This window comes from Streptomyces sp. NPDC001889 (assembly GCF_053594535.1).
The window spans coordinates 35,952-59,395 of record NZ_JBSFER010000006.1 but is presented as its reverse complement, the minus strand read 5'-3'; the positions used below and the strand labels follow the sequence as shown (position 1 = coordinate 59,395).

14 protein-coding genes are annotated in these 23,444 nt (G+C 73.0%); 5 read left to right on the top strand and 9 right to left on the bottom strand.

The features are described from left to right. Positions 1 to 11 precede the first annotated feature (11 nt). The 6 genes from ACWCRA_RS08135 to ACWCRA_RS08110 all read right to left on the bottom strand — a co-directional run bounded on the left by ACWCRA_RS08135 (position 12) and on the right by ACWCRA_RS08110 (position 11,615). A complete protein-coding gene (locus ACWCRA_RS08135; RefSeq protein ID WP_351549638.1) occupies positions 12 to 1,268 on the bottom strand; it encodes an aspartate aminotransferase family protein in 1,257 nt (418 codons plus the stop codon). A gap of 143 nt (positions 1,269 to 1,411) precedes the next feature. Continuing rightward, on the bottom strand, positions 1,412 to 5,608 hold the full coding sequence (locus ACWCRA_RS08130) for an AMP-binding protein (RefSeq protein ID WP_451067063.1): 4,197 nt from the start codon (positions 5,606 to 5,608) through the stop codon (positions 1,412 to 1,414). Further along, positions 5,605 to 6,156 (bottom strand): DUF6309 family protein, encoded by a 552-nt coding sequence (locus ACWCRA_RS08125; protein WP_351549527.1) that lies wholly within the window; start codon positions 6,154 to 6,156, stop codon positions 5,605 to 5,607. Before ACWCRA_RS08125 ends, ACWCRA_RS08130 begins: the two co-directional genes overlap by 4 nt. A gap of 15 nt (positions 6,157 to 6,171) precedes the next feature. Then, positions 6,172 to 6,972, bottom strand: coding sequence for a phytanoyl-CoA dioxygenase family protein (locus ACWCRA_RS08120; RefSeq protein ID WP_351549524.1), 801 nt, complete (start codon positions 6,970 to 6,972; stop codon positions 6,172 to 6,174). 120 nt (positions 6,973 to 7,092) lie between these two features. Beyond that, a complete protein-coding gene (locus ACWCRA_RS08115; protein WP_351549520.1) occupies positions 7,093 to 8,331 on the bottom strand; it encodes an MFS transporter in 1,239 nt (412 codons plus the stop codon). Positions 8,332 to 8,879: 548 nt separating this feature from the next. After that, a complete protein-coding gene (locus ACWCRA_RS08110; protein WP_351549517.1) occupies positions 8,880 to 11,615 on the bottom strand; it encodes a LuxR C-terminal-related transcriptional regulator in 2,736 nt (911 codons plus the stop codon). 686 nt (positions 11,616 to 12,301) lie between these two features. On the opposite strand from ACWCRA_RS08110, the gene ACWCRA_RS08105 reads away from it, so the two are divergent. From ACWCRA_RS08105 to upp, 5 genes are all read left to right on the top strand, one after another. Continuing rightward, on the top strand, positions 12,302 to 16,174 hold the full coding sequence (locus tag ACWCRA_RS08105; protein ID WP_451067062.1) for a non-ribosomal peptide synthetase family protein: 3,873 nt from the start codon (positions 12,302 to 12,304) through the stop codon (positions 16,172 to 16,174). A gap of 76 nt (positions 16,175 to 16,250) precedes the next feature. Beyond that, complete coding sequence (locus tag ACWCRA_RS08100; RefSeq protein WP_351549511.1) at positions 16,251 to 17,213, top strand: pseudouridine-5'-phosphate glycosidase; 963 nt, start codon at positions 16,251 to 16,253, stop codon at positions 17,211 to 17,213. A gap of 11 nt (positions 17,214 to 17,224) precedes the next feature. Next, entirely contained in the window at positions 17,225 to 17,920 is a 696-nt protein-coding gene (locus ACWCRA_RS08095) for an HAD family hydrolase (RefSeq protein ID WP_451067061.1), read from the top strand. Continuing rightward, complete coding sequence (locus ACWCRA_RS08090; RefSeq protein WP_451067060.1) at positions 17,917 to 19,140, top strand: questin oxidase family protein; 1,224 nt, start codon at positions 17,917 to 17,919, stop codon at positions 19,138 to 19,140. Before ACWCRA_RS08095 ends, ACWCRA_RS08090 begins: the two co-directional genes overlap by 4 nt. Beyond that, on the top strand, positions 19,137 to 19,844 hold the full coding sequence (upp, locus tag ACWCRA_RS08085; RefSeq protein ID WP_351549503.1) for a uracil phosphoribosyltransferase: 708 nt from the start codon (positions 19,137 to 19,139) through the stop codon (positions 19,842 to 19,844). The genes ACWCRA_RS08090 and upp overlap by 4 nt, the downstream gene beginning before the upstream one ends. Positions 19,845 to 19,976: 132 nt before the next feature. Here the strand turns inward: upp and ACWCRA_RS08080 are convergent, their stop codons facing one another. From ACWCRA_RS08080 to ACWCRA_RS08070, 3 genes are all read right to left on the bottom strand, one after another. Beyond that, positions 19,977 to 21,221, bottom strand: coding sequence for a CynX/NimT family MFS transporter (locus tag ACWCRA_RS08080; RefSeq protein WP_451067059.1), 1,245 nt, complete (start codon positions 21,219 to 21,221; stop codon positions 19,977 to 19,979). Between the two features lie 92 nt (positions 21,222 to 21,313). Continuing rightward, positions 21,314 to 22,165: a fumarylacetoacetate hydrolase family protein gene (locus ACWCRA_RS08075; protein ID WP_351549499.1), complete on the bottom strand. Its 852-nt coding sequence runs from the start codon at positions 22,163 to 22,165 to the stop codon at positions 21,314 to 21,316. A gap of 15 nt (positions 22,166 to 22,180) precedes the next feature. Next, positions 22,181 to 23,263, bottom strand: a complete 1,083-nt coding sequence (locus tag ACWCRA_RS08070) for a hydroxyacid dehydrogenase (protein WP_451067058.1) — start codon at positions 23,261 to 23,263, stop codon at positions 22,181 to 22,183. Positions 23,264 to 23,444 lie beyond the last annotated feature (181 nt).

Here is a 23,444-nt window from a genome sequence, read left to right as displayed (position 1 = left end):
GGGGACGGGCACTACCGCGTCGCGGTGGCGACGGCCGCGGACCACAGGGACAGCGCCTCGTCGATCTGGGGGGCGGTGACGACGAGCGCCGGGATCATCCGGATCACATTGCCGTGCACCCCGCAGGGCAGGAGGAGCAGGCCGCCCTCGGCGGCGGCGCTCTGGGCGCGCTTGGCGGTGCCGGGATCGGGGGAGCCGTCGGGGTGGCAGAACTCGCTGCCCGCCATCAGACCCAGCCACCGCACATCGGCGATGGCGGGCGTCCCGGCGGCGATCTTCCGCAGCCCCTCCGCGAGCCGCGCGCCCTGCGCCGAGGCGTTCTCCACCAGCCGCTCGTCCCGGATCACATCCAGGGTCGCCAGCGCCGCCGCGCAGGCCACGGCGTTGCCGCCGTAGGTCCCGCCCTGGGAGCCCGGCCACGCCTTGCTCATCAGCCGCTCCGGCGCCGCGATCGCGGAGAGCGGGAATCCGCTCGCCAGACCCTTGGCGGTGATCAGTACATCGGGCACGACACCGGCGCTGTGCTGATGCGCCCAGAACTTGCCGGTCCGGCCGAAACCGGTCTGGATCTCATCGACCACCAGCAGGATGCCGTGCCGGTCCGCCCGCTCCCGCAGACCGGCCAGGAACCCCGCGGGGGCGGGCACATAGCCGCCCTCGCCCAGCACCGGCTCGACGAACATCGCCGCGGTCTCGGACGGCGCGCTGACGGTCGCCAGCACATGGTCGAGACCGCGCAGCGCGTGCTCGACCGCCTCCTCCTCGCTCATCCCCAGCCGGAAGGCGTGCGGGAAGGGCGCCACCGCGACCCCCGGCATCAGCGGGCCGATACCGGCGCGGAACCGGCTGCCGGCCGTGGTCAGCGACGCCGCGCCCATGGTGCGCCCGTGGAAGGAGCCATCGAACACGATCGCGTTCTGCCGGCCGGTGGCGTGGCGGGCGAGCCGCAGCGCCGCCTCCACCGCCTCACTGCCGGAGCACATGTAGAAGACGGAGTCCAGGCCCGGGGGCAGCACCTCGCCGAGACGCCCGGTCAGCGTCAGCAACTGCTCATGCAGCACGGTCGTGTACTGCCCGTGGATCAGCCGGCCCGACTGCCGCTGCACGGCCTCCACCACCCGGGGGTGGCAGTGGCCCGTGCTGGTGACACCGACACCCGAGGTGAAGTCGAGATAGCGCCGGTCGTCGGCGTCGAAGAGATACACCCCCTCGCCTCGGGCGGCGACAACGGGAGTGGCTTGCTTGAGGACCGGGGAGAGCTGGGACATGGCGTCCTTTTCTGTCTGTTCCATCTGTTCTGTCTGATCTATCTGGTCTATCTGGTCTGTCTGGACTTCTGCCGTCGGGGTGCGGGGCCGGGCGCGCCGGGGCCGTCCGGGCTGCCCGCACCCGGGGCGATTCCGCCGGGGCCTCAGGTGAGCTGGGGCGATACGACGGTCGCCGGGAGGAACCCGGCCGCGGTGGCCCACGTCAGGGCGGCGGACCACCACTGCGGGGTCGGCGCGGCGAAGCGCACCCCGAGCCGCTCCAGCACCGAGGTCGTCCACGAACTGTCCGCGACGATGTTGCGGTCCCCGAGCTGTGACCAGGTCGACGCCAGCCGGGCCGTCGTCGGATCGCTCCGCTCGGCCCGCGCGAGCGCGAGGGCGAAGGCCGCGTCGTCCGTCAGCTCCACCGGATAGCCGTGCCCGGCCATCCACGCGACCAGTTCGTCGTGCGCCACCTTGTGCGGGGTCTCCACGTGGTAGACGCCCGGCGCCGCGTCCGGGAACATCGCCAGCGCCGCGATACCCGCGGCCACCGTGTCGACATGGGAGAACTCGAACGTCGTCGACGGCCGGCTCGGCGCCGCGCCGGCCAGCACATAGCCCCGGACGACCTGGTAGATCCGGTTGTCCTGGACATTGCGCTGGAACGCGCCGGTGCGGCTGTCCGCGGCGATGTGGCCACTGCGGTGGATATACGCCTGACGGCCCGAGGCCGCCCAGGCCCGCACGGTCTCCTCGGCCCGGAACTTCGCCTTCTCGTACGGGGTGCGGAAGCTCTGGCCGACCCGCAGATCCGCCTCGCTGAACCGCCGCGCGGGCCCGTCGACCCCGCCCGCGACCGCCAGGGTGGACACATGGTGGAAACGGGCCCCGGGCGCCTCGGTGTCGATCCACTCCAGCAGTCTGCGCACCGCCGTGTTGTTGGTCCGCTCCAGATCGGTGGGGGAGGCCACCAGCCGGACGTCCGCCGCGGCGTGCACCACGACCTGCGCCTCCCGGGCGCGGGCGAGACCGGCGGCGGAGAGACCGAGACCCTCCCGGTCGATGTCGCCGGCGATCACCTCCGCGCCGCCGAGCCGGCGGGCCGCGTCCGCGTCGCTGTCCCCGCGCACCAGCGCGGTCACCCGGGCGCCCCGCGCGGTGAGTTCGGTGAGCAGATGCCCGCCGAGATACCCGGTCGCACCGGTGAGCAGCACCCGGGCCGGCTCGCGCACCACCCGCCAGCCGCCCCGGGGCACCGCGGCACCGGTGTGCAGCAGCTGTCCGGAGGTCGACGCCGCCGACCGTACGGGTGCGGGGGCGACCGCGTCCGCGAGGCCGGCCACCGAGCGGGCGAAGGCGGTGAGAATCCGGTCCGCGCTCCCGTGGGAGAGCCTCGGCCAGGCGTAGACGAGATCCGTGACCAGCCTGCCGCCGATGACCCTCGCGGTCAGCCGGAGCGCGTAGAGCGAGTCGCCGGTGGCGCACCGCGCCGAGCCGGCCTGTTCGTCGGCGACCGACCAGCCCAGGGACGGCTCATCGGGCAGCCGGAAGCTGCCCAGGAAGTTGAACCCGACCTCCGGGCGGACCCCCTCCGTGTCCATCGGCAGCTGGGGCGCCTCCCGCAGGCGCTCCTCGGTCTCCCGCACCCGGCGCGCCCGTGCGGGCCCGCCGTCGGCGCTCGCCCGCTCCGCCGCGTCCGGCCCGTCGACGGCCAGCCACTTCACCGCCGTGAACCAGCCCACGGTGTCCAGGTACTGGGCGCCGTCCCCGCCGGTCTCCCGGCCGTGGGTCTCCACCTCGACGCCGAGGCGGTCCTGCCCGCTCCACTCCAGCGCCGCCTCGGCGAACGACGCCAGCAGAACCGCCTCCAGCCGCTGGGCGCCTCCGTGGCGCTCGACGAGCCGGGCGGTCGCCTCCTCGCCGAGGGTCCAGATCAGGGTGGCCGGTTCGGTCCCGCCGGTCGCGTCGTCCACCGGGAGCCGCGGGGCGACCGCCTCCTGGACGGGCGGCGCGGCCGGGGTCCCGGCCGCCCAGGTGTAGAAGTCCGCCGTCGGCGGCAGCTCGGCCCGCCGCCCTGCCAGCTCCGCCCGGTAGGCGGCGGCGAGGTCGTCGAGGAGGATGCGCCAGGACAGCCCGTCGACCACCAGATGGTGCGCGATCAGCGCGAGCCGGTCGTCGACACCGGGGCCGCCGGTGAACAGATGCACCCGCAGCAGGCGTCCGGCCTCCGGGTCGAGACTGCGGTGCAGCTCGGTACAGACGGTGCCGACGGTCTCCGCCACCGGCACCCCCGGCCGGATCGGCGAGCAGCTCACCGCGTCGAGGTCGACCGCGTCCCGGGGGTCCCCGGGGCCGTCCGGACCGACCGGCCGGCGCAGCGCGGGATGGCGCTCCAGCACGGCCGCGACCGCCGCCGACAGGGCCGGCGCGTCGACCCGTACCGCGCACCGCAGGGCCACGGACTGGTTCCAGTGCCGCGGTTCGTCGACGGGCTGCCGGAACAGCCACCGCTGCGCCGGGGCGAGCCGCAGCTCCCGGGCGCCGGTGCGGTCGACCCTCGGCCGGGGGCGGCCCCGGGAGGAGAGGGCGACCGCCGCGAGCCCGGTCGGCGTCGGGTGCTCGTAGAAGTCCTCGAACGCCACACTGTGGCCGCGCCGGCGCAGGAACGCGATCGTCCGCATCGCGAGGATCGAGTCGCCGCCCAGGCTCAGCACATCGGCGTCCGGATCGAGGATCGGCAGCCCCAGCGCGTCCGCCCACAGCTCGGCGACGGCCTGCGCCAGCGAGACCGCGCCCCGGCCGGAGCCGTCGGAGCGCCGCGGCCGGGTACCGCGCGCCCGGGCCTCGATGAGCCCGTTGACGATGGCCCCGAGCCGCTCCCGGTCGAGCTTCCCATTGGTGCCGAAGGGGAAGTCCGGCACCGCGAGGATCGGCTGCGGGACCGAGTAGCCGGGCAGCCGGTCGCGCAGATGGGAGCGGAGCGCGGCGAGCGTCCCGCTCTCGCCGCCCCCGCCGGTCAGCCGGACCGCCGCGAGGAGCTGACTGCCCGCGGGGGTCTCGCGCACCAGGACCGCCGACTGGCCGACCCCGGGGAACTCCTCCATCGCGTGCTCGATGCCGACCGGGTCGACCCGGAAGCCCCGGACCTTCACCTGGCGGTCGGACCTGCCGATGTAGACCAGGTTCCCGTCCGCGCGGCGGCGGCACACATCACCGGTCCGGTACATGCGCCGGCCGCCGTACCGGACGAAGCGGCACGCGGTCTCGTCCGGCCGGCCGAAGTAGCCGGCGCTGACCCCCCGTCCGCCGATGTGGAGTTCGCCCGTCGCCCCCTCGGGGGACAGCCGCAGCTCCACCTCGCCGATCGCCGTGCCGATCGGCACGGTGGCCTCGTCGGCCGGCAGATCGGCCACGGCGGAGGCCAGGAAACAGGTGGCGCCGACGGTCGTCTCGGTCGGCCCGTAGTGATTGGCGACCCGGGCGGCGACCCCCTGCTCCAGCAGGCTCGCGGCGAGCGACCTGGGCAGCGCCTCACCGCCCAGGATCACCGTGTCCAGGGCCGGGCTCCCCGGCGGCCTGCCCGAGAGCAGCGCCGTCAGATGCGACGGAGTCGTCTTCAGCACCGACACCCCGGCCCCGCGCAGCGAGGCCCAGCACGCCTCGGGATCGCGCGCGTGATCGTCCGCCACGACATGCACCGACCCCGCCGCCGCGAGCGCGAGCAGCCAGGAGGTGTGGCCGAGGTCGGCCGCCAGGGTGGTGACATGGCCGACGCACGGCGCGTCGGCCTCCGTGAGACCCAGCCGCTCCCCGAGGGACTCCGCGTAGTGCACCGTGTTGGCGTGCGTGACCGCCACGGCCTTGGGCTCACCGCTCGACCCCGAGGTGAAGGAGAGATACGCCAGATCGGCGGGGAGCGGCGCTTCGGCGGCGGGGGTCCCGGGCGGAGCGCTCCCGGCCAGCGCGTCGATGTCGAGCACTTCGGTCCTGCAGGGCTCCGGTGCCCGGATGTCCCCGGTGGCGGTGAGCGCCCAGCGCACCTCGACCGCCTCCAGCCGTCTGCGCACATCGGGCGCGCTCCACCCCGGATCGATCACCACGGCGGTGGCGCCCGAACGCATCACTCCGTACAGCAGCGCCCACAGCCGGGCGTCCCTGGCGCCGAGTACCGCCACCCGGTCGCCGCGCCCCAGACCGAGACCGGTCAGCCGGGCCGCGACATGGCCGGTCACGGCGGCGAGGGTGCGGTAGTCGAGTGTGCGGACCCCGTCGCTCACGGCGGGGCGGTCCGGGTGGGCGAGCGCGTTCCGTATCAGCAGTTCGGGCAGCGAGGCGGGGGCTCGCGTCGCGCGGGTCATTTTCGTCGACCTCCGGTTGGGGCATGCGGTGCGATGTCACCGGCGACGAAGGCCGTCAGCTCGTCGTCGAGCGGCAGGCGCTGGGCCAGTTCCCACGCGACCATGCGGTGCAGACCGTCGAGATGGACGAGACCGTCACCGGGGCTCAGGCCCGCGTAGTCCTCGTGCGGCACCGGGTGCGTACTGAGATAGATGGAGGTGAAGGGGGAGTCCCGGAAGCGGGCGAGCTTGGCCGCGCACACCGGGCACGCCTCGGTCCACTCCGCCTCGCGCGAGCGCAGCCGCCGGACGGCCTGACCGACGGTCAGCCCGGACCTGGGCACGAGGTCGCACCCGCCGCCCTCGCTGAGGTGCCAGGGCAGCATGACGTCGAGGACCTCGGTCCGGGAGAGCAGGACCTTCGACCACCGGGCGAAGACCTCGTCCGCCAGCACCAGGGCGTCGTCCGCGTCCTGGTTGGTGTTGGCCTCGTGCTCCCGCTCCGCGGGGTGGTCCCGGTGGAAGCTCGTCCGCACCTCGTCGAAGGTGACCGGACTGACGACCTTCATGTTGGCAGTGCCTCCTCAAAGGGATGGTGAGTACTCGGTGAAATGATCCTCCGAGAAGAGCTCGGGCCACCGGCCACCGTCGAGATTCAGCTCCCTTGCGCGGGTCAGCATGTGCCGCCAGTACGGCTTGACGGGCCGCCACCGCGCACCCGTACGGCAGTAGGACGCGTCGACGAAATACCGCGGCCGGCCCGAGTCGTCCGGGCTCGGCTCCGGCCGGCGGGCGTGCATCAGCGCGGAGTTGACCAGCAGGGTGGAGCCCGGGGGCAGCCGGTCCACCACGATCTCGCCCGGCAGTTCGGCGGTGCCGTGGTGGGAGAGTTCGGACTTGCTCCGCTTCTCGTGGTGGGAGCCGGGCAGCAGCGCGAGACTCCCGACCGTGCCGTCCAGGCCGCCCAGGTAGTGCAGCGCGTGCACCATCAGCAGCGGCTCCCCGCCGCCGTCGTGCGGCTCGTAGTCGTGGTGCCAGGGTTTGCCCGCGATCCCGGGGTTGTGCCGGTTGCTGTGCATGTGGTGGAAGACGAACGGGCCGCCCATCAGCTCGTCGACGACCTCCAGCAGCGGCTGATGGGTGAGCAGTTCACCGTGGGCCGGCAACTCCAGCTCCAGCACGGGCGGAGGACCCTGCGAGGCGGGGTCGACGCAGGCCCTGATGGACTCGGCGCGCAGGCCGTCGTCCACCCAGCGGTCCACTTCGCCGGTGAGCCGGTCCCTCAGCGACTCGGGCAGCAGGCCCGGCAGTACGAGATAGCCCGACTCCGCGAACTGTTCCCGCTGCGCTGATACTGTTCCGCTGCCCTCTAATGAGACTGGCATGTGAAATCTCATCCTTTCCCCTGACAGTGACGTGTAAAACGTTTCTTCAGAGCGGCCGGACCGTCCCGGCCGCGAGCGGTGTGGAGTCTGCCTCGGCGGTGGACGGCCACCGTGCCGAAGCTATGTCGGCCTGACCCTGCGGGGCCCGGGTGTGCTCGCCCTGCCCAGCGGCGAGAGGCCGGTTCCCAGCCAGACCAGGCACTGGACGGCGCACACGGTGACGAACAGCGCCGAGGTGCCGAACTCGGTGAGCAGCCAGCCGCCGAGCAGGGCGCTGAAGGGAATCGCCGCGAACGGCACGGCGCGCTGGAGCCCGACCACCCGTCCCAGAAAGGCCGGATCGACGGCGCTCTGGCGGTAGGTCCGCCACGGCACGACGAAGGTGGAGGTCGCCGCGCCGGCGAGGAAGCAGCACACCGTCAGCGCCGGTATGTCCGCCCTGGCCGTGGGCAGCAGCAGGGCGAGGGCCATGGCCCCCATCGCGTTCCGCATCAGCGTGCCCGCCTCGAACCGGCGCAGCAGCGCCGGCGCGGCCATCGCGCCGAGGACGGCCCCCAGTCCCTGCGCCGCCGTCACCAGGGCGAGCGACGCGGGTATGCGCCCGTCGGGTCCGGCCACCATGAAGATCAGATTGGCCGCGACGGCGGGGAAGGTGAAGTTGGCGAGTGTGAGCAGGGCCGTGGCCCACAGCAACCCCCGGTCCGTGGTGATGACCCGCAGCCCCGCGGTGAAGTCCGGCCGCAGGGAGCGGCATGCCTGGCCGATCGAGGTCCGCAGCCGCGCGCCCGCGGGGCCGGCCGCCGTGGCGCCGATCAGCAGAGCGGAGAGTGCGAACGACATCCCGTTGAGGGTGCTCGCCACAGCCGGTCCCAGCAAGGTGACCACGGCGATACCGGCGACGGGCCCCAGCATGCTCAGGGTGCCGTCGGTGCCCTGCACCCAGGCGTTCATGGCGGCTCTGCGCTCCGGTGCCACCCGTTCGACGAGAAACCCCTGGAACGCGGGGAACGAGAACGGTCTGACACAGCCGAGCAGAAAGGCCGCGGCCATGACCGGAACGACCGATGGATCGCTCAGGCACAGCACGGCGATCCCGGCGACGATCACCGCCGAGACCACATCACACATGATCATGAGTCGCCGCCGGTCGGCCCGGTCGGCCACCACTCCGCTGAACAGGCCGATCACCACGAAGGGAAGGAACTCCACCGCGTAGGTGAGCGCGGTCGAGATCGCTGATCCGGTCAGTTGGAGCACCAGAGCGGGGAGAGCGAACCGGAAGATCCAGTCACCGCTGCTGGAGACGATGAACGCGGCCCGCAGGAACCTTTCCTCACGGAGCCCCGCGTCGGTGCTCACAAGGCTCCCGGGGCGCGGGGTCCGCCGATGGGCCCGGCGCCGGGCGGACCGGCGGCGGATGGCCGGATGGCCGGGGTCCCGACAGCGGGGAGTTTGGCGTGTACTCGCGGTCCGGCCCCGGCGCGGAGCGTGCGGGAGCCATCCCGGGCCTCAGCGGACAAGGGGTGTCGGGCCCGCCGCCGGCGGTGACCGCCGCGGTGGGAGAAGCGCATGCGCGGTTGTTCCGTTTCTCCGCATCACAAGGTCCTCTCAATAAGGCGTACCGCAGCCCTGAACCCGGGGGCCGGGGGGCCGTGTGGCCGCCCCCACCTGCGGGGAGGGCTGCTGGGCTCTAGCCTGCCCGGCGACCGGGACGCTGGGCATCGTGGAAAACCACGAGCTTGGTGAGAGCGGGGGCCGGGCGGGGTGGTGACACGTGTCCTGGTACGGCGGTCGCGGTGCGGCGACGGGTGGGTGGTGACACGTGTCCCGGTAGGGCGGTCGCGGTGACGTGACGGGTGGGTGGTGGCTGGGTCCGCGGGCGGTGGCCGGGTCTGCGGGCGCCGGCGTCAGGAGGGGGGCGCGGCCAGCCGGGCGGCCAACTGGGTCCGCCGCTCCACCCCGAGCTTCTTGTACGCGTTGGTGAGATGGGTCTCCACCGTGCGGCGGGCCAGCTGGAGCGTGACGCAGATCTGGGCGTTGGTCAGCCCCTGCACGGCCAGGTCCACGATGCGCCGCTCGGCCTGGGTCAGCTCCTTGCAGCAGTCCTGAGCGGCGTGGGGCTTACGGGTGCGCGCGGCCCGCAGCGCCCTCCCGATGCTCTCCACCAGCCGGGACATGCGCGGCGCCGCGAGCGGTGGCGCGGTGGCCGCCGCGGGCACCAACCGCTGCGCGAGATGCATCGCCTCGCTCAGGGTGGTGCGGCCCTTGCGGGTCTGGCCCACCGCCGCCTGGGCCCGCCCCAGGTCGTTCAGCGCCTCGATCAGCTCCACCGGCGCCGGCGCGGTGCGCAGCAGCTCCACCGCCTCCGTGAGCGTCTTCAGACCGCGCCCGCCGCCGACGGCCACGGCCTGGGCGCGCAGCGCGACCCCGACGACCCGGGGGGTCCCCCAGGCGCGGGCGTGCCGCAGATTCTCCTCCGCCAGCTCCACCGCCTCCGCCGTCCGGCCGAGCCGGACCAGGACGGTGGCGGCGCCGGCCCGCCACGGCTGGCTCACCGGGTTGACGAACCCCCGGACCGTCATCCGTGCCCCGCAGTCCAGATAGCTCTCCAGGGCCTCCTCCCAGCGGCCCTCCGCCGTGTACATCCGGCCCCGGGCGCAGCGGACCTCGTCCCATCCCCAGGTGGTCCTCGCGCCCTCGGCGCCGAGCGCGGCGAGCTGCTCCCAGGCCCGCTCCCGGTAGCCCAGCTCGTGCCAGGCGACGGCCACCATCGCGTGGAGATACGGCAGCTGGACGCCCCCGCCCCGGGCCGACTCCAGCAGCGGGGTGTTCTCCTCGATGACCCGCCGGAACCGGCCCGCCCGCAGATCGACCGTGGCCCGGGTGGTCAGCAGATACTGGTGGCCCATATGGGTCAGGTCCGGCTGCCCCGGCAGCTCCCGCTCGACCAGCGCCCGGGCCTCGTCCAGCCGGTCGGCCCACTCCAGCAGGGACGCCGCCGACGCCACCCAGCCGGTGCGCAGCCGGGTGTCGACCGGGGCGCTGAGGCGCGAGGTGACGCGGGCCACCGCCGTACCGGCGTCGAGCCGCCCCGTGCCGGCCTCGTGGACGGTGGCCAGCGCACAGGCCAGCGGCTCCACCGAGTCGGGTGCGGTGCCCATCAGTTCGTGCATCTCCGCGGCGGCCCGGTGCCACCCCTGGGCGTCGTGGGTGGACATCCCCGCCACGCTGATCCGGACGGCGGTGGAGAGCTGCTGGTCGCTGATGCGGTTCCCGGCCTCCTCCATCACCCGGATCGCGGTGGCGGTGCGGCCCTGGGCGAGAAGCGATCCGCTCAGCGCCGACGCGACCGCGTACGGGTCGTGGCAGTCGGCCCGGGAGAGGCTCTCCCGGAGCCGGCGGGTCCCCGCCTCCGAGGATCTGAGCATCTCCAGCGCCCCCAGCCGCAGAGTGATCGCGATGTGCCGGGCGGGCGGCACCGGCCCGGTCATCGCGTGCCGCAGCAGCCGGGCGGCCCGTTCGGGGCGGCCCGCGCTCAGCGCGCTCTCCGCCGCCTCCTCCAGGGTGCGGGTCATCCACTCCTCGCCCGTCTGGCGGAGCCGCAGCAGATGCTCCGCTATCTCGTCGGCGGACGCGCCCAGTTCATAGAGGGACTGGGCCAGCCGGTACCGGTACCGGTCGAGTTCGGCGGGGTCGGCGGCGGCGAGCACCGCCTCCCGGGCCGGGGGGTGGGCGAGCATCCGTATCAGCGGCTCGACCCGGCGGGGATCGGCCGACTCGCTCGGCGCGAGCCCGGCCACCTCCCCGAGCAGCGCCGGGTCCAGAGCCGCGGGGGAGCCGCCCGCCAGGGCCACGGCCAGCGCGAGCGGGCGCCGGAACAGCGCCGTGGGCGAGTGCAGCCAGCGGGCCATGGCCCTGCGGTAGCGGGTCCCGGAGAGATCGGCCAGACCACGCGGCGGCCGGCCGTCGGGCAGGTCGGCGAGCAGGGCCCGCAGCAGCATCGGATTGCCCGCGGTCGCCCCGGCGCACAGTCGGGCCGCCTCGCCCCGCACGCCGTGGGCCGCGAGCAGTTCGGTGACCGCTCCGGGTCCGAGCGCGGGCACCGGCACCTCCGCGCCGGTCGCGTCGCAGAGGCCCGCCCGGCCGTCCGGCGGGTCGTCCGGCTGCGCGCCGGCGCCCTCTCCCCAGGAGGTGAGGAGGAGCAGCGCCGGCACGTCCGAGAGCCGGCGGGTGAGGTATCCGAGCCACCGGCGGGACGGCTCGTCGGCCAGATCCAGGTCCTCCACGGCCAGCAGCACGGGCCGGCGGGACGCGGTGTCGGCGAGGGCATCGGTGAGCCGGTGGAAGATCCGCTGCTCCTCGGCCGGCGCGGGCTCGTCGAACGGCAGCGGCCCGGAGCGCGGGAAGAGCTGGCGCACGACCGAGAAGGCGAAGCCCGACTCCTCGGGAGAGGCCCGGACCCGCAGGGTCCGCATCCGTCCGTCCGCCGCTTCCCGGCGGACGATCTCCTCCAGCAGCGCGGTGCGGCCCGATCCCGCCTCACCGCGCAGCAGCAGCCAGCGCCCGTGCCCGGAGCGGGCCGACGCGGCACTCCGCGCGGCGGTGTCGAGTAACCCGTTCCGTTCAAGTAGCAGCTCTGCCATAACACCCTCCCCAATTGATCACATTCGAATCGACATTCCCCTCCGGCCCGGGGTTTTACTCCAGGTTCGCGGCTTTCTGCCATCTCCCGTCTCATCCCCCGGACCGTTCCGGATCGAGGGAACCGGCCGGGCTCCGGGGAACCGGCCGGGTCGCCCTCCGGCGCGGGCCGCCGCCCGCCGGGGGCGAAGACCGGTCACCGTGGTGATACGGCCAAGTGATCGCGTACGGGCCGGGGTCCCGCCGGGAGCCCGCCGCCCGGCCGGGCCGCCCGCCGGCTCTCGCTCCGGGGCCGGGTCCCGCCGGGGCGACCGCTTCCGGCCCACCGCTCTGGTCTGCGCGGACGAGTCCGGTGGCCGCGAGGGGCAGCGGCGTCGCGGGCGCTCGGCGAGCGGGGCGCCTCCCCGGTGCCCGGCGCGTTCCCATGATCGGGCGATTCCCGCCGGCGGCCACTGCCGGGCTCCTGTTCGCGCCACTCCCCGGGGAATACGTTGACTCTCGGCGAGAGGCCTGCTTAGCCTTGGCGGGCTCATCCAAGTGGATTTTTGTTCAACTAGCCGATTCCGAACGAAACCATGGAACCCCGGCCGCGACCCGGCCGGAAATCCGAACGGTACTCCGGGCCTCTTCACGGACCGCGCACAGAGACATTTCCCGTACCGAGAGCACTCACGTGGATGGGTGAGAAATGAAGAATCTCTCCGCCGACCAGTCAGGGGAGCCGACGCATCTCATCGGCGACGACCTCGCCACACTTCCGGGTCTTCTGCGCGAGCGGGCGCAATCCCAACCGGAGGCCGTGGCGGTCGTTCACGAGGACGGAATCCTCACCCGGCGCGAACTGTCCGACCGCAGTACGGCGGTGGGCCACCAGCTGTGGCGCATGGGCGTCCGGGCCGACGACCGCGTCGGTGTCTTCATGGAACCCTCGGCCGATCTCATGGCCGGTGTCTGGGGAATTCTCTCCTCCGGCGGCGCCTATCTGCCGCTTTCGCCGGAGTATCCGGACGAGCGATTACGGTACATGGTCGAGGACGCCCGGGCGGCGGTGGTCCTCACCCAGGAGTCGCTCCGGAGCCGGCTGGAGGACCTGGTGCCGGTGGGCACCAGAGTGGTCACCTTCCGGGACCTGGAGAACTTCACGGCCTCCTGGCCCGGTTCCGGCGAGCGGAGTGCACCGGTCCCCTTCCTCCCCGGCCGTCTGGCCTACGTCATCCACACCTCGGGCAGCACGGGAAAGCCCAAGGGCGTCATGATCGAACACCGCGGTGTCGTCAGCCAGTTGCGGTGGCTGGCCTCGGTCCACGGGATCGGCGACGGCAGCGTCGTGCTCCAGAAGACCCCCCTGAGCTTCGACGCCGCGCAGTGGGAGATCCTCGCCCCGGCGTGCGGCGGCACCGTCGTCATGGGCGCCCACGGGGTGCAGCGCGATCCCGACCGGCTCATCGACACCGTCGTCCGGCACGGGGTGACCGTCCTCCAGGGCGTACCGACGCTGCTCCAGGCGCTCGTGGACACGGAGGGCTTCACCCGCTGCACCTCCCTCCGCCGGATCTTCAGCGGTGGCGAGGCGCTCTCCCGGGATCTCGCCCAGCGGTGCCTGGACGCGCTGCCCGGCTGCGAACTGGTGAATCTCTACGGGCCCACGGAGTGCACCATCAACTCCGCCTCCTTCACCGTGGACCGCGCGACGATCGCCGAGGGCCCCCAGGCGATTCCCATCGGCCGGCCCGCCGACGGGACCGAGCTGCACATACTCGACCGGTCCGGGGCGCCGGTGGCCGCCGGGGAGATCGGTGAGCTGTACATCGGGGGCGTACAGCTCGCCCGGGGATACCTCGGCCGGCCGGAGCTGACCGCCGAACGCTTCGTCGAGGTCCCGGCGCTCCCCGGTGTGCGGCTCTACCGCAGCGGCGATCTGGCCCACTGGAACGACGACGGCACCGTCCAGTTCGCCGGACGCGCCGACAGCCAGGTCAAGCTGCGCGGATTCCGGGTCGAGCTGGACGAGATCAGACTCGCCATCGAGACGCACAGCTGGGTCAAGAACGCCGCGGTCGTCGTCAAGGACGACTCCGTCACCGGTTTCCGCCGGCTGCTCGCCTTCGTGGAACTCAGCGCCAGGGAGGCCGCGCTGATGGACCAGGGCCAAAACGGAGACCACCACCGGTCCAAGGCGGACCGGCGCCAGGTCAGGGCACAGCTCTCCAACGCGGGCTGCCGGGAGCCGGGCGAGATCGAGGGCCGGCCCGCCGTCCGGCTGCCGGGCGCCGAGGCCCGGCCCGGGCAGCGCCGGCGGGCCTTCGCCCGCAAGACCTACCGCTTCTACGAGGGCGGGGACATCCGCAGGGCGGATCTGCTCGCCCTCCTCGGCCCCCGGGTCCGGGGCGCGGGCCGCTCCCGCGAGCCCGGGGCACTGGGCCTGGACGACCTCGGCCGGATACTGCGGGACTTCGGGCAGCACCTCAGCGCGGAGCGGCTGCTTCCCAAGTACGCCTACGCCTCGCCGGGTTCGCTCTACGCGACCCAGCTCCATCTGGAGCTGAACGGTGTCGCGGGGCTGGAGCCGGGTTATTACTACTATCACCCACTGCTCCACCGGCTGATTCTGATCCGGGCCGGCACCGAGCGGTCCGGCACCCGGTGCGCGGTCCATCTGATCGGCCGGAGGAAGGCCATAGAGGCGGTCTACCGGGACAATGTGCGGGAAGTGCTGGAGATAGAAGCCGGTCATATGATCGGACTCTTCGAGGAAATCCTGCCCGCCGAAGGTCTCGACATCACGGCCGGTGCCCACACACCGGATGTGCGGAATCAACTGGAATGCTCCGAGGACGACTACTATCTCGGCACCTTCGACCTCGTCCCGCACGGCACCGTCCCGCACCGCGATCCGTACGACATCTATGTGCAGACCCACCCGGGCCGCGTTCCCGATCTTCCCGCCGGTCAGTACCGCTATGCCGAAGGGGATTTACAGCGGCTGTCCGACGATTTGATACTGAAGAAGCATGTCATCGCCATCAACCAGCGGGTGTACGAGCGCGCGAGTTTCGGCATCAGCATCGTTGCCCGCTCCAACGATCCGCGTACGCACTATGTCGACCTCGGCAGAAAGCTCCAGCACCTCCAGATGAACGGCCTCGGGCTCGGCTTCATGTCGTCCGGATACAGCTCCCGTACCGGAAACGATCTGATGTCGGCGGTCCGGCTCGCCAAGATCCTGGACCGGGCCGGCGCGGAGGCCGGCCCCTCCTACTTCTGCGTCGGGGGCCGGGTGAGCGACGAGCAGATCCGCGGCGAGGGGATGAAGGAGGACACCGTGCACATGACCGGGCCGGCCGAGCTGATCAGAGAGGATCTGGTCACCTTCCTGCCCGACTACATGCTGCCGAACCGGGTGGTCGTGGTGGACCGGCTGCCCCTGACCGCGAACGGGAAGGTCGACGTCAGGGCGCTGGCGGCCAGGGAGGACGGCAACCCGGGGCAGGGGCGGGTCTTCACCGCTCCGCGCACCAGGACCGAGGAGACCGTCCGCGACATCTTCTCGGCGGTGCTCGGGCGCGAGGGCCTCTCGGTACGGGACGACTTCTTCGAGGCCGGCGGCAACTCGCTCATCGCCCTCCGTCTCGTCGCCGCCGTGAACAAGGAGTTCGGCAGTTCGCTGCCGCTCCAGGTGGTCTTCACCTCCCCGACCGTCGAGGCGATCGCCCGGCTGCTGGAGGGCGACGACGAGATCCCGGCCTCCCGGCTGGTCCGGCTCCAGGGCCGGGGCGCCGCGAACCCCGTCCTCTGCTGGCCCGGCCTCGGCGGCTACACCATGAACCTCCGCCCGCTCGCCGGGCTGCTGGGCGCGGAACGGCCCTTCTACGGTGTCCAGGCACACGGCATCAACGGCTCCGAGACCCCCTTCCGCACCCTCGGCGAGATGGCCGCCGAGGACATCCGGGCCATCAAACGGCTCCAGCCGGAGGGTCCGTACACCCTCTGGGGCTACTCCTTCGGCGCGCGCACCGCCTTCGAGACCGCGTACCGCCTCGAACAGGCCGGCGACCGGGTCGACCACCTCTTTCTGATCGCCCCCGGGTCACCGGGGCTGGAGACGGCCCCGACGGCGACGGCGGGCCGGTCCGGCGACTACCGCGACCCGGCCTATGTGACCATCCTCTTCTCCGTCTTCGCCGGCACGGTCACCGGCCCGCTGCTGACGGAGTGCCTGCGTGCCTCGGCCGACGAGGACAGCTTCGTCTCCTTCGTGACCGGGCACTTCCCCGGCCTCGACGCGGAGCCGGTGCGCCGCATCATCCGCATCGTCGAGCTGACGTACTCCTTCACCTACGAGTTCCATGAGCTGCGGGAGCGCCGGATCAGCGCCCCCGTGACCCTCTTCAAGGCCCGGGGGGACGACTACTCCTTCATCGAGAACAGCGCCGCCTACTCCGCCGAACCCCCGACCGTCGTCGAACTGGGGGCGGACCACTACGGCATCCTCAGAAGCCCGGGCGTCGACGAACTGGCGCGCCGCGTCCGCGAACGCCTGGCACCCGGGCGGCCGGCCTGACGGCGCCCCCGACCGCCCCCCGGGCCCCGACCGCGCCCCCGATCAGCCGACCCCGACAGAGAAACGGGACACGACCGTGCGTCACACCGTGCACCAGGCCATTCCGCTCGTGTACAACGAAGAGGTCCGCGAGGCCGTCGAGACCGGACGGCCGGTGGTCGCGCTGGAGTCGAATGTCATCACCCATGGGCTGCCCTACCCGGACAACGCCGCCACGGCCCACCAGGTGGAGGCGGCCGTGAGAGCCGGAGGCGCGGTGCCCGCGACGATCGGCATCGAGGACGGCCGGATTCTCGTCGGCATGACCGATGACGACATCGACCGCTTCGCCACCGCGTCGGGCATCCCCAAGGTCAGCAGCCGGGACATGCCCGTGGTCCTGGCCAAGGGCGGCATGGGGGCCACCACCGTCGCCTCCTCCCTGGTCGCCGCCCATCTGGCGGGCATCCCGTTCTTCGCGTCCGCGGGCATCGGCGGTGTGCACCGGGGAGCGGAGACGACGATGGACATCTCCTCGGACCTCATCCAGTTCACCCGCTCCCCGGCAGCGGTCGTCTGCGCGGGGGCCAAGAACATCCTCGACCTGGGTCTGACCATGGAGTTCCTGGAAACCCACTGTGTTCCGGTCGTCTCCTACCGCTTCGACGACTTCCCCGCGTTCTACTGCCGCTCCAGCGGACTGCGCAGCCCGCACCGGCTCGACGACGAGAAGCAGATCGCCCGCGCCGTCGAGAACCACTGGGCCCTGGGCAACCGGAGCGCCATCCTCATCACCACCCCCACCCGGGAGGAGGACGCCATCGACAGCGCGGAGATCAGCGCGGTGATCGACGAAGCGGTCCGGGCGGCCGACCGCGAGGGAGTGCGGGGCAACGCCCTGACGAAACATCTGATGCGCTCGGTCGACCGGGCCACCCGGGGCCGGTCCGCCCGCGCCAACATGGCCGTGCTCATCAACACGGCGGAAGTGGCCGGCCGCCTGGCAGCCGCCCACGCGTCCCTCCGCGCCGCAGCCGACACCGGTCCCGCCGGACTCTGAAGGAGCGCCCGATGGCATATGTCGCGATCTTCGATCTGGACGGAACGCTGGTGGACACCCCCCAGGCGATCGTGAGGACCTTCACCGCGGCCTTCGCGGCCCTGGGAGCGCCTCCCCGGGAGGCGCAGCAGATCCGGGCCACCATCGGCATGCCCCTGGAAGGGGCCTTCGGCCGTCTGATGGGGATCGCCCCGGAGGACGACCGGGTCACCGCCGCGGTGGCGGAGTACCAGCTCGCCTTCCGCGAGATCATCCTTCCCCGCGCGGGCGAGCTGGTCTTCCCCGGTGTCCGCGAGGGCCTCGCCGAGCTGCGCCGCCAGGGCATCCCCACCGCCGTCGCCACCAGCAAGTTCCACGCGAGCGCCGACGCGCTGCTGCGCGCGGCGGATCTGCGCGAGGAGTTCGCCGTCGTCCTCGGCGCGGACCAGGTGACCCGCCCCAAACCCGACCCGGAGATGGGCCACGAGGTCCTGCGGCTCCTCGGCGCCACCCCCGGGGAGGCCGTCATGGTCGGGGACACCACCCACGACCTGCTGATGGCACGCGCGGCCGGGATGCGATCGATCGCGGTCACCTACGGCATCCACAGCCGCGCGGAGCTGCTGTCGGCCGGGCCCACCTGGGTCGCCGACACCTTCGACGGCGTACTGGCCTGCCTCGCCGAGGGGCGGGGCGCGGACCTGAGGGAGAGCGAGACCCCCGTATGAACGAGAACGGGCGCGAATCGACCGGCGGCACGGCCCTCGTCCAGCGACTGCTCGACGACCGCAGCCACCACATCGAGTTCAACGGCCATCTCACCAACCATGTGAAACACGCCGTCGTGGCGCTGGCGGGGCTCGGCACACCCCCGGAGCGCATCAAGCGGTACCACGACACCTACGCGCGCCTCACCCCCTACGGCTACGGACTGGAACCGGCCCGGGGCTCACGCCACACCATCACCGAGTCCACCTGGCAGGAGCACCTCGGGCAGCGCACCAGCTTCTCCGCCTACTGCGACTTCTTCGACCGCCAGGAGCGGGAACTCGGCATGGCGGAGGTGCTCAACCGGTATCTCCCCCTGCTCCTCCCCGGCTGGGTCGGGGCCTTCACCCACGCCACCATCCACGTCGGCTGGGCACTCGACGCCGGCAGCCGGTGGATGACGGTGGAGGGCCTCGCGTACATGGCGTTCTCCTCGGTCGACTGCCACCCCGAGCGGATGTCACCGGACACCGCCGACAGCGCGGGGGAGACACCCGTCGACTCGCTGCTCCGGTTCGCCGGCGCCTGGGAGGGCGGGAGCCCGGGGCTCCCGGAGCGGGTGCGGAAGGTGCTCGACGACACCTCGCCGGAGGCCGTCGCCGGCATGCCCGCCGAACTCCTCCGGTCGGGGCTCCAGTACCGGATCGCCCGGATGCTCCGGGAAGGCGATCCACTGGTCTACCGGACCCCCGCCTGGGCCGCGGACCAGCCGTCCGCCACCAGTTGGGAGCAGCTCTACTACGCCGTGACCCTGCTCTACCTCGCCCGGCCGGGGGACTTCGTCCTCCTCCATCTGATCACCTCGCTGCACGCCATGGAGCAGATTTCGCTCCGGCTGCCCGAGGAGCGGCGCCGATGGGTCGTCGCCCTGTACTGGACCGGCCTCCTGTGCATCGTCCTCTCCGAGGGCGGCTTCCCCGCGCGGGCCAAGCTGGCCGCCCTCCACCGCGCGTTCAAGGACTCCTCCGACGGCCCCGGCGACCCGCTCGCCGAGCGGGACTGGGCCCACCTCGTCGCCCGCGCCGTGGAGGAAGAGGAGGAGCACAACCCCAAGCTGGTGTACGTGCTGCGGCGGGTGTGGGACCGGACCGGGGGAGTGTCGCTGTTCCGCGCCGCGGCCGGCCAGTTCACCACCACACCGGAGCTTCCCCCTTCGTTCGAGGAGCCCCCCGCGGAATGACCATCCACGAAGAGACCGGCCGGGCGCCGGACCCGGCGACCGCCGCTCTCGACCCGCACCTGCGCGACCGGGTCCATCTCCTGCCGCAGACCGATCAGCTCCGGGCCCTGCACACCGTCATCCGCGACCGGGACGCCCGCCGGGAGGACTTCGTCCTCCACTCGCGGCGGATCATGCGCCTGCTCATCGAGACGGGGCTCGGTCTGCTCCCCTTCGAGCCGCACGAGGTGCGGACCCCCGTCGGAAGGGTGTACGAGGGCCGGCGCTTCGCCTCCCGGCTCTGCGGGGTCCCCATCATGCGGGCCGGCGAGAGCATGGAGGCCGAGCTGCGCGCGGTCTGCCCCGCCGTCCGCATCGGGAAGATCCTCATCCAGCGGGACCGGGTGACCAAGCTGCCCCATCTGTACTACGCGGCGCTGCCCGAGGACATCGCGGAGCGCCAGGTCCTGCTGCTCGACCCGATGCTGGCCACCGGCGGCACCGCGCTCGCTGCCATCCGGCTGCTGCTCGACCGGGGTGTGCCGGAGGAGAACATCACCTTCATCACCTTCATCACCGTGCCCGAGGGGATCAGGGCCGTCTGCGGGCCGCACCCCCGGATACGGCTGGTCACCTCGGCCATCGAGGAGGGCCTCAATGAGAACGCCTACATGCTGCCGGGCATCGGGGACTTCGGCGACCGCTACTTCGGCACGGACGGCTGACACGGACGGCTGACACGGACGGCTGACACGGACGGCCGGCACGGACGGCCGGCACGGCGGCTGACCTGGACGGCCGGCCCGGGCGGTTCCCCGGACGGGGCACCGCCCTCTCCGCCCGGACCGGACCGGACCTCAGCCGATCTGCCGGTCGCGGCCCGCCAGCAGACCGGCCGCCAGCTGCGGCACCATCAGGACCGCCAGCAGCGCCAGCGGGGCGCTCCAGCCGTCGCTGCTCTCGTAGAGCGTGCCCACCAGGATCGGGCCGGGGATCGACAGCAGATAGCCGACGCTCTGGACGAAGGCGGAGAGCCGGACCACCGTCCCGCTGTCCCGTCCCCTCATCCCGATCATCGTCAGCGCCAGCGGGAAGGAGCAGTTGGCGACGCCCAGCAGCACCGCCCACACCCAGGGCGCGCCCGCCGGCGCCAGCCACAGCCCCGCGTACCCGGCCAGGCCGAACAGCCCGACGACGACCGCGATGACGCTCTGGTTGGGCAGCCGGCCGGCGACCGCCGCCAGGGCGAAGGAGAGCGGCACACCCAGCAGCGAGGTGACGGCGAAGAGCAGCCCGGCGGTCTCGGCCGAGAGGCCGGCGTCACGGAAGATCTGCGGCAGCCAGCCGATGATGACGAACGCGGCGGTGGCCTGGAGACCGAAGTAGACCGCGAGGGCCCAGGCGGTGGGGTCACGGGTGAGCCGGATCTCCGGTACGGGGACGGGGGCCGCGGTCCCCGGCTCCGACGCGGCGGCGGGGGTCCGGCCGCGGGCGAGGGCCAGCCACGGCGGCAGCGCCACGGCCGCGACCGCCGCCCACGCGCCCAGACCCCAGCGCCAGTCGCCGCCGAAGGCCTGGGCCAGCGGGACGGTGACGGCGGCGGCGGTCGCGGCGCCGATGTTGAGCGCCATGGAGTAGAGCCCGGTCATCATCCCGACCCGGTCCGGGAAGCGCTGCTTGACCACGACCGGCAGCAGCACATTGCAGAACGCGATACCGGCCAGCGCCAGCGCGCTCAGGGCCAGGAACAGCCAGGTGCTCCCGGCCGCCGCCCGCAGGGACAGCCCGGCGACGATCGCCGCCAGACCGAGGACGACCACACCGTCCGCCCCGAACCTGCGGGCCAGCCGGGGGGCGGTCGAGCCGATCAGCGCGAAGCAGAGCGCCGGTAACGAGGTGAGCAGCCCGGCGATCACCGCACTCATCGCCAGGCTGTCGCGGGCCTCTTCGAGCACCGGGCCCAGACTGGTGACGGCGGGCCGCAGATTCAGCGCCGCCAGCACCAGGGCCACCACGACGAGACGCCGCCCCCAGACCCCGGACGGACCCCTGGCCCTGCGGGTATCCGCTTCCGGCGGGCGCACCACTTCGTCATGAGGCATGGCTCATCATAGGAGCGGGAAAGCGAGCGGCGTCCAGTCAACACCCCTGCGGAGCAAGGCGGATCGGCCGGCCGGGAGCCCCGGCCGGGGCGTCAGGCACGGGCGAGCCGGTTGCGGTGCCGGCCGAGCCCCCCGATCTCCAGTTCCATGACATCGCCCGCCCGGAGATAGGGGAAGCGGCCCGACAGCGCCACCCCCTGTGGCGTACCGGTGTTGACCAGATCACCCGGCTCCAGGACCAGATACTGCGAGAGATGCCGGATGATCTCCGCCACCGAGAAGATCATGTCCGCGCTGGTGGAGTCCTGGCGCGGCTCGCCGTTCACCCAGGAGCGCAGCCTCAGCCGCTGCGGGTCGGGGATCTCGTCGGTGGTGACCAGCCACGGACCGAGCGGGTTGAAGGTCTCGGCGCTCTTGCCCTTGGACCACTGCCCTCCCGGCGCGCCCAGTTGCACCGCCCGCTCGGAGACATCGTTGCTGAGGACGTACCCGGCGACATGCGCCAGCGGGTCGTCGTCCGCCGACAGATACCGGGCCCGGCGGCCGATCACCACCCCCAGCTCCACCTCCCAGTCGGTCCGCTCCGACCCCCGGGGGATCAGCACCTCGTCCTCGGGCCCCGCCAGGGAGTTGGGCGCCTTGTAGAAGAGGACCGGCTCATCGGGGGCGCTCGCCCCGGACTCGGCCGCGTGCGCCGCGTAGTTCTGGCCGATGCACAGGACCGACCCCGGCCGGGCGAGGGGCGGAGCGATCCGCTCCCCGGTGACGTCGGTCTCCGCCAGGGAGCCGTCCGCCACCGCCGCCGCCACCCGGTCGAGCCCGCCCCCGGCGAAGAACTCGGGCGTCAGATCCCCGGTGACCGGGGAGAGATCGAGGTGCCTGCCGTCCCCGGCGTACAGGACGGGCCGTTCGCTGCCGGCCGGGCCGACGCGCATCAGTCGCATGGTGGTCCACTCGTTTCACTCGGGGATACGGGAGGGCATGGCGCGGGCGGTGGGCTGCTCGACCCGGGCCAGTGCAGCCGGGCCCACCGCGTGCAGCAGGGGTGTGCCGCCGAGGAAGCGCTCGACCTCGGCGACGGTGCTCTCGCCGAGCGCCCGATGGCCCTCGGCGGTGGCCGCGGCCCGGTGCGGGGTGAGCAGCACATTGCCCAGGGACCGGAAGGGGTGGTCCACGGGGAGCGGCTCCTGGTCGAAGACGTCCAGCGCCGCGTCGATCCGCCCGGTGCGCACCTCCGCCAGCAGCGCCGACTCGTCCACCAGCCAGGAGCGCGCGGTGTTGACCAGCCCGGCGCCGTCCGGCATCAGGGCCAGCTCGCGGGCGCCCAGCAGATGCCGGGTCTCGGGCAGCGCCGGGGCGTGCACGGCCACGATCCTGCTGGTGCGCAGGAGTTCGTCCAGCGGCGCGGTGCGCACCCCGAGCCGGCCGGCCTCCTCCTCGCCCAGACACGGGTCGAAGACGGTGACCTCCGCGCCGAGCGCCCGGGCGAGCGGAATGTACGCCCGGCCGGTGCGGGAGGCCCCGATGACACCGACCGGGCAGCCCCGGATCTCGTGCTGCGGCGGCATCGCGGTCGCGGCGGCCCAGTCGGCCCCCGTGCGCAGGGCGTGGTCGAACCGGTGGACGCGGTGCAGCAGGTTCAGGGTGAAGGTGAGCGAGACCTCGGCGACCGGGGGAGCCATGGCCGCCCCGGCCTGGGTGACCAGGACACCCCGGTCGAAGACCTCCCGGGTGATGTAGGGGCTGATCGCGCCCCCGGTGTGGGCGATCAGCTCCAGACGCGGGGCGGCGGCCAGCAGCGCGCCGTCGACCAGCGCTGCGCCCCAGGCGGTGACCAGGACACGGGCCCCGCCGCCCGCGGCGAGCGCCCGGGCGAGCGCGGCCCGGTCGTCGTGCGCCTCCAGGACGGCGGGTTCGGCGGCCCGGGCCAGCCGCCGCCAGACCTCGGGCGCGAAGAACGCCTGCCGCAGCCGCGCCGGGACGGCGACGACGGCCCGGGGCCGGTGCCCCTCGTCCGGGGCGGTGTCAGCGGAGCCAGTCATCGGGGTGCTCCTTCGCGAAGTCGTCACCGGCGAGCCGGGGGCGGTTCCGGGCGGACCCGGGCGGTCTCCTCCGCCCGGCCGGGGGAGAGGTGCTCGCCGGGTCCGGGTACCGGGTTCCGGCGAGGAGCCCCCGCCGGCGCAGTATCTCGTGGACGACGGCGATACGACACCGGACGTCGTG